Below are 12,356 nucleotides of genomic sequence, written 5' to 3' on the forward strand. Positions count from 1 at the left end.
CATCCTATTTTTTGTTGTTAACGAAAATTACTGGAGCCATAAGGTTAATTAAGACGACCAGTAAAAATGTGAGATTCAGAGGAATCACTTCCACCTGAATATACATGTAAGCTATTGAGAATAGGGAGGCTATAATAAGGATTTTCAGGGCGATACCCGCATAGAAAGACGCGGCAACTTTCTTCGCTGCACGAGCCCCACTAAACAGAAATGCGCACAACGCAAAAACAGCATTAGCAATAACAAAACTGCCACCACCAATGAGCGCTGAAATTCCCCACTCAGCATTTACAGCCACTGTCATCCCAACAGCTACTAACGCAACCGCACCCGCTTGAATCAGTAACAATCGCTTTGCAAGCGCTCGTCCTGGTCTCGCTAATGCCGCTACCATGTATTCTTACCTTTAGTTCTATCCACTTTGCACCTAATAACTACTGTGCTGGGAGATTGGCGAAAATTATACTTTCTACCAAAGTTATTGCAATCAAAGCGCATCAAAAAGACACACTTTCACTCACAAAACTATAACTTTCGCACAAATTTATCATTTATCAATAATTGACCTACATCAATTATCTCATTTAGCTCTCAAGCTTGGCAATAAGTTGCTCCAATTTGTGAGGTTCATCAAGACTTATCGTTACCTTTGACTTTCCACTCGCGTTTCTTGTCAAAGAAACTTTAGCCCCAAGTTTTTCGCTCAACCTTTGGGAAATTTCTTGTGCATCACGGTCTTCAGACTGTTTTTTCTCTGAAGAGTTCGGTTTTAAGCATTTTTTTACCAAATCTTCAGTTTGTCTGACGGTCAATTGCTTGTTCGCCACAGTCTGTGCGATCTCACACTGAACCTCACCCTCTAGTGCCAATAATGCACGTGCGTGACCCATATCGATCTGCTTGGTTTCAACAAGCTTCTTCACGGGAGTTTCTAACTGGTTCAAACGCAGCAAGTTACTGACTGCGGTGCGAGACTTACCAATCACATCAGCAACTTGCTGGTGGGTAAGCTCAAACTCATCCTGCAATCGCTCGAGCGCCTGTGCCTCTTCAATCGCGTTAAGATCTTCGCGCTGAATGTTCTCGATTAATGCCATGGCAACTGCCGCGCGATCTTGAACATTTTTCACGAGGCAAGGGACCACTTTCAGACCCGCTTGTCGTGCCGCGCGCCAACGGCGCTCGCCCGCAATGATCTCAAACTGATCGTGTCCGACATTTCTGACAACAATCGGTTGGATGATGCCTTGAGATTGGATGGATGCAGCCAGTTCTTCCAGAGCTTCAGGTGCCATATCTTTTCTTGGCTGATAGATACCTGGACGAAGGCTGTTAATTGAAAGTTCAGTCAACTCTCCATCGGTAGAGAGTGTCTGACTTTGAGTTGCAACCTGCTGTTTTTCTCGTGCAAGCGAACTAGTCGACAGCAGTGCGTCTAGTCCTTTCCCTAAACCACGTTTAGACATTGAATCTTTTTCCTTAAGAGCGTTAAGCCGTTACTTCTTCTCGTCGTAGCATCTCACCAGCCAACGCTAAATACGCTTTCGCCCCTGCAGAATACTTGTCGTAGTACATTGCAGGCTTGCCATGGCTAGGAGCCTCAGCGAGGCGGACGTTCCTAGGGATAACGGTTCGGTAGACTTTGTCGCCGAAGTGTTTTTTCAATTGTTCCGATACTTCATTCGCCAGACGGTTTCGAGGGTCATACATAGTTCGAAGCAAACCTTCGATCTTAAGATTCTCATTCACCACCGCGGCCAGCTTACTGATGGTATCCATCAGTGCGGTCAGACCTTCAAGCGCGAAATACTCACACTGCATCGGCACGAGCACAGAGTCTGCTGCAGCCATCGCATTAATTGTAAGTAGGTTCAAAGAGGGAGGACAATCGATAAAGATGAAATCATAGTTATCACGGATTGGCGCTAACGCGTGTTTTAGCCGAACTTCGCGCGCAAACACCTCCATAAGCTTGATTTCCGCTGCAGTTACGTCCCCGTTCGCAGCAATTAGATCAAATTGGCCCGAGGTATCGGTGCACACAACTTGGTCAAAAGGTAGCTCATCGACCAGTAAATCGTAAGCAGTTGTTTCAACTTGGTACTTATCAACACCGCTGGCCATTGTCGCATTGCCTTGAGGGTCAAGGTCAATCACTAACACTTTACGCTTTGTCGCTGCCATCGAGGCAGCTAAGTTAATACACGTGGTAGTCTTCCCAACCCCACCTTTTTGGTTCGCGATAGCGACAATTTTTCCCACGACAAGCTCTCCGTTATCCTTTCTTGGATAAGATTACAAGATGACGGTCACCTTCCAACTCAGGAACTTGCAAAGGTTTGATTTCGATCACAGAACACCATGACGGTAATTCGGCGATCTCCTGTTCGTGAAGCTGACCCTTTAGAGCATAAAAGCGACCAGACTGTGGTTTTGGTAAATGTTCACACCAGTTCACCATGTCTGTCATTGACGCAAATGCACGACTCAATACTCCATCAAAGCCTTCTCCTGCGTCAAATTCTTCCACTCGAGATTGGACTGGGCTGACATTTTTTATCTTCAGTTCGTGCGCAACCTGCTTTATGAATCGAATTCGCTTGCCAAGACTATCCAACAAGGTAAATGACTTGGTTGGGTTCATGATGGCAAGAGGAACGCCAGGCAATCCAGGGCCTGTACCGACATCAATAAAGCGTTCGCCTTCAATATGCTCACCCACGATGATGCTATCAAGAATATGTTTCACTAACATATCTTCAGGGTGGCGCACTGACGTGAGGTTGTAGGCTTTGTTCCACTTGTCGAGAAGCTGAACGTAGCCTACGAGCTGTTCACGTTGAAGTTCAGAGACCTCTAGTGAGGTCTCCGCAATGAGTTGATCAAGTTTTGTTCTTAGGTTGCTCACGCAGCTTCACCTTTTTTAAGCACACCTTGCTTCTTCAAATAGACTAGCAAGATTGAGATTGCCGCTGGAGTAATACCAGAAATACGGGACGCAATACCGATAGTTTCAGGCTTGGCTTCACTCAGCTTCGCCACTACCTCGTTAGATAATCCTTTGACATCGCTGTAATCGAGATCCGCTGGGATCTTAGTGTTTTCATGACGCAGCGATTTTTCGATCTCGTCTTGCTGTCTTTGGATATAACCTTCGTACTTCACTTGGATCTCAACCTGCTCACTCGCTTGTTGATCTTCAAGAGCAGGACCAAAGGCATCGAGCGCGGTCAGTTGCGAGTAGGTTAGCTCTGGACGACGCAACAGATCTTCACCGCTGGCCTCACGAGAAATCGGGGTTTTTAGCAAGGCATTTAGTGCCTCAACACCTTCAGACTTAGGGTTAATCCACGTTTCTTTCAGACGCTGACGCTCTTGCGCCATGTTCTCCATCTTCTCGTTGAAGCGGCTCCAGCGCTGCTCATCGATAAGACCAAGTTGGTGTGCATGTTCCGTCAGACGAATATCGGCGTTATCTTCACGTAGCAGAAGTCGATATTCTGCACGAGAGGTAAACATACGGTATGGTTCTTTCGTGCCCATCGTTGATAGGTCGTCAATCAATACACCCATGTATGCCTGATCGCGACGCGGGCTCCAGCCTTCTTTGCCTTGAGAGAACAAGCTCGCATTAAGACCGGCCATCAAACCTTGTGCAGCGGCTTCTTCATAACCAGTGGTGCCATTAATTTGTCCAGCAAAGAACAAACCAGAAATAAATTTGGTTTCGTAGGTCTGTTTTAGGTCACGAGGATCGAAGAAATCGTACTCAATGGCGTAACCTGGACGAACGATATGTGCATTTTCAAAGCCTTTCATCGAGCGAACGATCTGTACCTGTACGTCGAACGGCAAACTCGTCGAGATGCCATTTGGGTACAATTCATGTGTCGTTAAGCCTTCCGGCTCAATGAAAATTTGATGGCTATTTTTATCCGCAAAGCGCATGACTTTATCTTCGATAGATGGGCAATAGCGCGGGCCAATACCTTCAATCACACCGGCGTACATAGGGCTGCGATCTAGGTTGTTACGAATCACTTCATGAGTGCTTTCGTTGGTGTGCGTGATAAAACATGGAATCTGTGTTGGATGCTGTGTGCGCTGACCTAAGAAAGAGAACACTGGTGTTGGGTTGTCACCATGTTGAACTTCTAACTCAGAGAAATTAACACTACGTGCATCGATACGTGGTGGGGTACCTGTCTTAAGGCGATCCACTCTAAATGGTAACTCACGAAGACGATGAGCAAGCGCAATAGACGGCTGATCTCCCATGCGACCACCGGATGAACTTTCCATACCGATGTGGATCTTACCACCAAGGAAGGTGCCGACTGTTAGTACCACGGATTTAGCGTGGAACTTAAGTCCCATTTCCGTTACAACACCGCGCACTTGATCTTGTTCGACGATCAAATCATCTACCGACTGTTGGAATAAGGTCAGATTCGGCGCGTTTTCTAGTGCGTGACGTACGTACGCTTTGTACAGTGCACGGTCTGCTTGTGCACGAGTAGCACGTACCGCTGGACCTTTAGACGCATTTAACGTGCGGAACTGAATACCAGCATGATCGATGGCCTCTGCCATTAGACCACCCATAGCATCCACTTCCTTTACTAGGTGCCCTTTGCCGATGCCACCAATAGCTGGGTTACATGACATCTGACCCAGAGTATCAATATTGTGCGTTAGCAGAAGTGTTTTTTGCCCTGTGCGAGCAGATGCGAGTGCGGCTTCCGTTCCTGCATGTCCGCCACCTACAACGATGACGTCAAATGTTTCGTGATAAAGCATGAACCGACCTCAGTATTCAATCGATAGAAATAGACAAACCAAAAGGAGCGGTATTCTACCGCTTTTCTGGTATTGAGAAAATCGCTTTTAAAACATTTTGGATCTAAGAAATAAGAATATAAAGATAAGATCTATATATATGATCTTTTATTAGATCTATTATTAAGATCCACGATCTCTGTGGATAACTCAAAAATGATCAACAATACCATGGATCTTTTTGAGATCGCTTGTTGTGATCTAGTGTTGATCTGAGACTGTATTAGCTGGGATCAAAAAGGCATGTTATACACAAGTCTCGGGGTGATCAAAACTTGTTCTTTGGATAAATATAGGTTTTTCACCGAAAAGATCATGTTTTATCCACAGTTTAACAGGTTGAATAGTGTTCAAATGACCTTGGGCCAGAAAAAAAGTTACTCACAGGCATAAAAAAAGCGGCTTACGCCGCCTTTTAAGCAATAGGTTTCGCTACTGAAACTTCGCCATATGCTCATTTAGCCATGCTTCTGCTGCATCTTCTGGAACGGGATCGTTAAGAATGTCGATCTCTAGACAGTCAGTTAATGGTGTGCCGCCGATATCTTCCAGCAGTGAAAACGCATGCTTGCCTGCTGCGCAGAAGGTGTCATAGCTAGAGTCGCCAATTCCTACCACGGCAAACTTCACGTTTGACATGCGAGGAGGGGTTGCCTGGAGTGCTGCGATAAAAGGCTGAATATTGTCTGGATAGTCACCCGCACCATGCGTAGACGTGATGACCAGCCAGGTTCCTTCTGCCGGTATGTCTGATAACTCAGGCTGGTTATGGATGGTTGTCTCAAGACCTTGCTCGATGAACAAGTCACTAAGGTGGTCTCCCACATACTCCGCGCCGCCGAGCGTACTGCCTGTGATGATATGAATCATTAATATTCCTTATTTACTAATATTGCCAGTCAACGACTTCCTTAGCGTCTGCCGTTAACGCTAAGCTCACTTACTTACCAATACAGAAAGAGGAGAAGATACGTCCAAGTAGATCGTCAGAGCTAAACTCTCCGGTGATCTCGTTCAAGTGCTGCTGGGCTATGCGCAGCTCTTCCGCCAAGATTTCGCCGGCCATATAGCCTTCTAATTGTTGTTGACCAATATCCAGATGCTCCGCTGCACGCTCAAGAGCGTCAAGGTGGCGACGACGTGCCATAAAGCCGCCTTCATTAGCACCTGAGAAGCCCATGATAGACTTAAGATGCTCGCGAAGTGCAGGGACGCCTTCACCCGTGCGTGCGGAGAGACGAATCAGAGTAGGATCATTCACATGGCAGATCCCTAGAGTTTCCCCAGTCTCATCGACTTTGTTGCGGATCACGGTGATGCCGATCGATTCAGGTAAGCGATCAATGAAGTCTGGCCAAATCTCTTTCGGATCGGTCGCATCGGTGGTGGTGCCGTCTACCATGAACAGCACGCGATCGGCTTGTTCGATTTCTTCCCAGGCGCGCTCAATACCAATTTTCTCAACCTCATCGGAGGCATCACGAAGACCCGCGGTATCAATAATGTGCAGTGGCATACCGTCGATATGGATGTGCTCACGCAGAACATCACGTGTGGTTCCGGCTATGTCGGTCACAATGGCAGACTCTTTACCTGACAGGGCATTGAGCAGGCTCGATTTACCAGCGTTTGGACGTCCCGCGATAACCACTTTCATACCTTCACGCATAATCGCGCCTTGGTTGGCTTCTTTGCGCACTGAATCGAGATTGTCAATGATGGTTTGTAGGTCGCCAGCGACCTTACCGTCGGCGAGGAAGTCGATTTCTTCTTCTGGGAAATCGATCGCTGCTTCGACATAGATGCGCAGATGGATAAGGGATTCCACTAGCACTTGAATACGTTTAGAGAACTGACCCTGCAGCGATTGCAGTGCTGATTTTGCCGCTTCTTCTGAGCTTGCATCGATGAGATCGGCGATCGCTTCTGCTTGTGTCAGGTCCATCTTGTCGTTGAGAAACGCGCGCTCACTGAACTCACCTGGTCTGGCTGGACGAACGCCAGGGATAGAGAGAATACGCTTAATCAACATATCCATGACGACAGGGCCGCCGTGGCCTTGGAGTTCAAGAACATCTTCACCCGTAAAGGAGTGCGGGTTAGGGAAGTACAGCGCAATACCTTGGTCCAACTCGCTGCCATTTTCATCTTTAAATGGGAGATAGTCAGCGTAGCGAGGCTTGAGTGTTTTGCCTGTTACTTGCTGTGCGACTTCTTGAGCCATAGGGCCTGAAACGCGAATGATACCCACGCCACCGCGGCCTGGGGCTGTAGCTTGAGCCACAATTGTATCTGTTGTCATTGTATTGCCTATTCGCCGTGCTTTAGCCAAATTGTAATCATGGACAATGAAAAAGGCGACCACTTAGGCCGCCTTTATTTATTCGAATTCGTTTACGATTCGTTTGGACTACTTAGAGTGCAGACCTTTTTTCTCGAGCGCTCGATAAATCAGCGTTTGCTGGATAAGCGTCACGATGTTCGATACCAACCAGTATAGAACCAGACCTGATGGGAACCATAGGAAGAAGAAGGTGAACATAACCGGCATAAAGGTCATGATCTTCTGCTGCATTGGATCCGTTACCGTTGTTGGGCTCATCTTCTGGATCAGGAACATACTTGCACCCATCAATAGCGGTAGGATGTAGTATGGGTCCTGAGCCGATAAATCGTGAATCCAGCCGAAGAATGGTGAATGACGTAGCTCAACCGACTCCATCAGTGCCCAGTACAGTGCGATGAAGATAGGCATCTGTAGCAAGATTGGCAGACAGCCACCCAGTGGGTTCACTTTCTCTTTCTTGTACAGTTCCATCATTTCCTGGCTCATGCGCTGGCGGTCATCACCGATACGCTCACGCATTGCTTGCAGCTTAGGCTGTAGCATGCGCATTTTCGCCATTGAGGTGTACTGTGCTTTAGTTAGTGGGTACATCGCACCACGCACCAGGAAGGTCAAACAGATGATTGCCAGACCCCAGTTAACCACAATACCTTGAATGAACGACAGCAGTGTGTGAAGTGGTTTCGCAATAAACCACAGCCAGCCGTAGTCTACAACTAGGTCTAGGTTTGGTGCCACTTCGGCCATTTCGCTTTGCAGTTTTGGACCTGCCCAAAGTGTTGCTTTTAGTGTGGTTGATTGGCCATTTGCAATACTAACATCTGGTAGACGAACACCGATATCACCTAGGTCTCGGTTCACAATTACTCGAGTGTAAAGTTTTGTGCCCGGAGCTTCACGTGGGATCCACGCTGCGGCGAAGTAGTGCTGGATCATCGCTGCCCAACCTTGACCATCCGTCAGGTTAAGAGACAGGTTGCGATCTTGCATGTCTTCAAAGCTGTACTTTTTATAGCGAGTGTCTTGAGTTGAGTAAGCACCGCCATTGTAAGTTGGCATTGTGATGCTACCGCCTTTGTCCTGTAGGTTTTGACGAAGGTGAGCATACATACCAAACGTCGCATTCTGGCCAGAGTTGTTGTTTACATCGTATTCAACATCAATCGCGTAGTTGCCACGTTTTAGAATAAAGGTCTTAGTGTAAGTGATGCCGTTGGCTTCAAAGGTCATTGGCACACGAAGTTCGTCCTGACCGTCAGCAAGAGTGAAGCTCTCAGCCGATACAGAGTATGCTGGGCGACTTGTGCTGCTCAGATCGATGCCCTGAGGGCCAACCAGGCCACTTTGTGCGATAAACTGATGACCTTGACTGTCTTTCAGTAGCTCAAACGGGTCGCTAGATTCTAACTCAGTTGCGTACTCGTTTAGGTTTGCTGTTACTACATCACCGCCAACGGTATTGATACCGAGCGTTAGTACGTCAGTTTTCACTGTAATGACTTTTTCTGATGCTGCCTGGCCTTGGCCTGGTGCAGGATCTAGTTCATCAGCGAAAGATGGCGCAGGTAGAGTACTGCTTTGCGTCTGCTGAGTCGGAACGGGTGCTGGGTTCTTATACGATTGCCATTGTTGAAACAGCAAAAAAGAAACCAAAGCCAAACCGATTAACAGAATATTACGTTGAGAATCCATCGTTATTTATCTCTGTCTTGTTTTTGGACTGGTGGTACGGGGTCAAATCCCCCTTCATTCAAAGGATGGCATTTTAATAGACGTTTGCCTGATAACCAACATCCTTTTACAAAACCGTGAGCTTTCAAGGCTTCTATAGCGTAAAGAGAACAGGTTGGGGTGAACCGACAGCGAGGTCCGATAAGAGGACTGATTATCCACCGATAGAGGTAGACGAGTCCGATAGCTAACCACGCGAAGGGCGAGACAGGCGATGCCATAACTTATCTAGAAGTTTGAACATTTCTTCATTGCTTAGAGTTTGCGCACTCTTCTTGGCAATTACAACAAAATCTTTGCTTGGAAGCTCATGTTGTTTGTTACGAAAACTTTCACGAACCAAACGCTTAAAGTGGTTTCTGGCAACAGCTGTTTTAATCTGCTTTTTAGGAACCGCTAGGCCAAGACGAGGGTGTGATAGTGTGTTTTTGCGAGCAATGATGGTGAAATGGGGGGAGCCAGCTCGATGAGCTTGCTTAAATACGTTTTGGTAATGCTCGGGAGTTAACAAGCGTAACTCCCGAATAAAGGCATGCTTTTTCAAAATAGAAGATTATTTTGAAAGGCGAGCACGGCCTTTAGCACGACGTGCGTTAATTACTTTACGACCGTTCTTAGTCGCCATGCGAGCACGGAAACCGTGAGTACGCTTGCGCTTTAGAACTGAAGGTTGAAAAGTGCGTTTAGACATGGTTATTACCTTTACTGATCAGTAGTTTTAGGTTCTCGTTGAACCCGGCGTGGGACATATTTCCCGTCTTCTTTCTCTATATAGAGATAGAGAGGAAATCCGACGCCTCTCAACAAAGAGGCGGAATTGTAATCACTGACTCGTCAAGAGTCAATAATCAGTTCAACTTCAATTCCAGCCGGCGAATTATACTTTTTGTGAGCTAGAGCGCAAGGATCATTATCAGATCCCAACCTGATTTAGGAATTTTTTAAGTTGGATATCCTGTGGATCATTGAATATCTGCTCTGGTGTCCCTTGTTCCACGATATGGCCGTTGGCCATGAAGATCACTCTATCAGCGACCTCTTTGGCAAATTGCATTTCGTGGGTCACAACCAACATGGTTTGATGTTGAGTTGCGAGCTTTTTCATAAGGTTAAGTACTTCGCCAACCCACTCAGGATCGAGTGCTGAAGTTGGTTCATCGAAGAGCAACAGTTCAGGTTGGAGCGCCATAGCGCGACCAATACCGACGCGTTGTTGCTGTCCACCGGATAGGGAAGCAGGGTATTGATCCCCTTTATCGCCTAGACCGATGTCATCGAGAATTTGCTGTGCTTTTTCAAGAGCTTGGTCTTTTTTCCAACCTTTTACGGTAATCAGACCTTCGGCAATGTTCTGACGCGCCGTCATATGCGCGAACAGAGCGTAGTTTTGAAATACAAAGCCGGTTTTACGGCGCAGGGCTAATACTTCGGCTTTAGTGTGATTTTGACAATCGACCTTTACATCATCAATGGTGATTGTGCCTTCGTCTGCTTGCTCAAGAAAATTTACGCAGCGCAGCAGCGTCGATTTTCCGGTGCCGCTTGAGCCGATAATGACGATGATTTCCCCTTGTTTGATATCAATATCGATACCTTTTAGGACTTCTGTATCGCCAAACTGCTTGTGGATATTTTCCAGTTTAATCATCGTTGGTATGCCTTGTTCAATCTTTGTTCAGCCCACAGTTGCACGCGAGTAAGCACTAACACCACGCCCCAGTAGATCAGAGCCACTGCCAAGAAGGCCTCAAAGAAGCGGAAGCTGGATGACGCCTCCATTTGAGCCTTGGCCATGATTTCAGCCACGCCGAGCGTAAAGGCCAACGACGTCGATTTGATCATGTCGATGAAATAGTTCATCAGCGACGGTAATGCGACACGAGTCGCCTGCGGCAGAATAATACGGCGCATGGCTTGGCTGGTCGTCATACCCACAGACAAGCTCGCTTCCATCTGGCTGCGATCAATGCCGATGATGGCTGCACGAATACTTTCTGCCATGTAAGCGGCGAAGTGGAGCGTTAAACCGATGACGGCCGCACTAAACGCATTCAGCCCAACCATCCATGGGAAAATTTGTGGTAGACCGTAGTAAAGCAAGAACAGCTGCACCAAAAGTGGGGTGCCGCGGAAAAAGCTAATATAAAGCTGACTGAGCTGATCGAGGACAGGGATCTTGAAAACACGAATATTCGCTAAAATAACCGCAAGAATCAGTGAAAAAAACAATCCCCAGACTGCCATTTCCATTGTGGTGCCGAGATACTTGAGCAGTATCGGCATCAGCTCCAGCATGTATTGAAAATCAAATCCCATAATGTTACCAACTTCTAGAAAAACAAACGCCCACTACCAAGCGTAGTGGGCGTAATAATAGTGATCACTTACTTTTTAGTGATGTCTGCGCCAAACCACTTCTCAGAGATTTTCGCTAGCGTACCATCTGCACGCATGTCAGACAGTGCTTCGTTAACTTCTTGTTGCAGCTTTAGACCTTTTTCGTTGTCCACAAATGGCCATGCGTTTTCAATCGTTTCAAACGGTTCGCCCGCTAGCTGTAGTGGCAGACCTGTCTTCTTGATAAGTTCAAGTGCAGATAGGCGATCCATCACGAATGCATCAGCGCGGCCAAGGGCAACATCGTGTTCAATACCTGTATCGTAGGTTTTAACATTGATTTTGTTGTCTTTATCGTAGCTGCGTAGCAACTGCTCAAAGTTAGAACCCAGGTTTACCGCCACAGTTTTACCCGCGAGGTCTTCAATGCCTTGAATGCTGTCATTACCTTTGCGAACGGTAATCTGTGCACCATCAATCACGTATGGGTCTGCAAATAGGTATTTCGCTTTACGCGCATCGGTCATGGTGATCTGGTTTGAGATAGTGTCGATACGACCCGTCTCAAGCAAACCAAACAAACCAGAGAAGTTTGCTGTCACATACTCGACCTTGTAGTCGTTACGGCGACCAATTTCGTCCCAAAGGTCGACTTCAAAACCTTGCAACTTGTCTTGCTTAACAAACGTAAATGGGAAGTAGCGACCAGACATGCCGACTTTCACTTCTTGAGTAGCAGCATAAGCTGCTTGAGATACGGTTGCAGAAAGCGCTAAGGCGGTTAATAGACCTTTAATCCAGTTTTTCATTTTACTACTCCTTCTATTTATGGAGAGGGATGTTACTGGCAAAGCTGTCGATAAGTTAAATAACGAGTTGTTATTAACCATAACAAATCCGTGGTTGAACGCTGACTTTTTCGACAGCTTTATTAGGCGTGTGGTCAAAACCGACGACAGCTTGAACACGGATCTATACACAAGTTAGATCATATTGCGGGTTTTGTGGGTAGATCTGTGTTTTGTGCATGCGTTTGTGAGTAAAATCAGGGCAATTTGTGCGGATCGAGCCAAATCAACCGAAAAAATTGTGAATAACTTAG

14 protein-coding genes are annotated in these 12,356 nt (G+C 46.7%); all 14 read right to left on the reverse strand.

The genetic code is table 11. The features are described from left to right. Positions 1–4: 4 nt before the first annotated feature. Positions 5–394: a F0F1 ATP synthase subunit I gene (locus AC6I8U_RS16535; RefSeq protein WP_042478120.1), complete on the reverse strand. Its 390-nt coding sequence runs from the start codon at positions 392–394 to the stop codon at positions 5–7. Between the two features lie 190 nt (positions 395–584). Then, complete coding sequence (locus AC6I8U_RS16540; RefSeq protein WP_128649111.1) at positions 585–1,466, reverse strand: ParB/RepB/Spo0J family partition protein; 882 nt, start codon at positions 1,464–1,466, stop codon at positions 585–587. A 22-nt stretch (positions 1,467–1,488) separates the two neighbouring features. Further along, positions 1,489–2,262: a ParA family protein gene (locus AC6I8U_RS16545; protein ID WP_042478124.1), complete on the reverse strand. Its 774-nt coding sequence runs from the start codon at positions 2,260–2,262 to the stop codon at positions 1,489–1,491. A gap of 13 nt (positions 2,263–2,275) precedes the next feature. Further along, entirely contained in the window at positions 2,276–2,908 is a 633-nt protein-coding gene (gene rsmG, locus AC6I8U_RS16550) for a 16S rRNA (guanine(527)-N(7))-methyltransferase RsmG (RefSeq protein ID WP_234494892.1), read from the reverse strand. Next, positions 2,905–4,800, reverse strand: coding sequence for a tRNA uridine-5-carboxymethylaminomethyl(34) synthesis enzyme MnmG (gene mnmG, locus AC6I8U_RS16555; RefSeq protein WP_394154549.1), 1,896 nt, complete (start codon positions 4,798–4,800; stop codon positions 2,905–2,907). Before mnmG ends, rsmG begins: the two co-directional genes overlap by 4 nt. A 471-nt stretch (positions 4,801–5,271) precedes the next feature. Then, the gene (gene mioC / locus AC6I8U_RS16560) at positions 5,272–5,709 is read right to left on the reverse strand and encodes an FMN-binding protein MioC (protein ID WP_498017391.1); all 438 of its coding nucleotides are present in this window, start codon (positions 5,707–5,709) and stop codon (positions 5,272–5,274) included. 70 nt (positions 5,710–5,779) lie between these two features. Continuing rightward, complete coding sequence (gene mnmE / locus AC6I8U_RS16565; protein WP_252012978.1) at positions 5,780–7,141, reverse strand: tRNA uridine-5-carboxymethylaminomethyl(34) synthesis GTPase MnmE; 1,362 nt, start codon at positions 7,139–7,141, stop codon at positions 5,780–5,782. Positions 7,142–7,249: 108 nt separating this feature from the next. Next, a complete protein-coding gene (yidC, locus tag AC6I8U_RS16570; RefSeq protein WP_498017392.1) occupies positions 7,250–8,878 on the reverse strand; it encodes a membrane protein insertase YidC in 1,629 nt (542 codons plus the stop codon). A gap of 2 nt (positions 8,879–8,880) precedes the next feature. Next, the gene (gene yidD, locus AC6I8U_RS16575) at positions 8,881–9,138 is read right to left on the reverse strand and encodes a membrane protein insertion efficiency factor YidD (protein ID WP_081836355.1); all 258 of its coding nucleotides are present in this window, start codon (positions 9,136–9,138) and stop codon (positions 8,881–8,883) included. Further along, positions 9,105–9,461, reverse strand: a complete 357-nt coding sequence (gene rnpA, locus AC6I8U_RS16580) for a ribonuclease P protein component (protein WP_103881710.1) — start codon at positions 9,459–9,461, stop codon at positions 9,105–9,107. Before rnpA ends, yidD begins: the two co-directional genes overlap by 34 nt. 9 nt (positions 9,462–9,470) lie before the next feature. After that, positions 9,471–9,608 (reverse strand): 50S ribosomal protein L34, encoded by a 138-nt coding sequence (rpmH, locus tag AC6I8U_RS16585; RefSeq protein WP_004400210.1) that lies wholly within the window; start codon positions 9,606–9,608, stop codon positions 9,471–9,473. Positions 9,609–9,830: 222 nt separating this feature from the next. Beyond that, complete coding sequence (locus AC6I8U_RS16590; protein ID WP_234494896.1) at positions 9,831–10,565, reverse strand: amino acid ABC transporter ATP-binding protein; 735 nt, start codon at positions 10,563–10,565, stop codon at positions 9,831–9,833. Continuing rightward, the gene (locus AC6I8U_RS16595) at positions 10,562–11,233 is read right to left on the reverse strand and encodes an amino acid ABC transporter permease (protein ID WP_042478165.1); all 672 of its coding nucleotides are present in this window, start codon (positions 11,231–11,233) and stop codon (positions 10,562–10,564) included. Before AC6I8U_RS16595 ends, AC6I8U_RS16590 begins: the two co-directional genes overlap by 4 nt. 68 nt (positions 11,234–11,301) lie before the next feature. Next, on the reverse strand, positions 11,302–12,063 hold the full coding sequence (locus AC6I8U_RS16600) for an amino acid ABC transporter substrate-binding protein (RefSeq protein ID WP_042478133.1): 762 nt from the start codon (positions 12,061–12,063) through the stop codon (positions 11,302–11,304). Between the last annotated feature and the right edge of the window lie 293 nt (positions 12,064–12,356).

The organism is Vibrio sp. KUL80 (assembly GCF_059725495.1).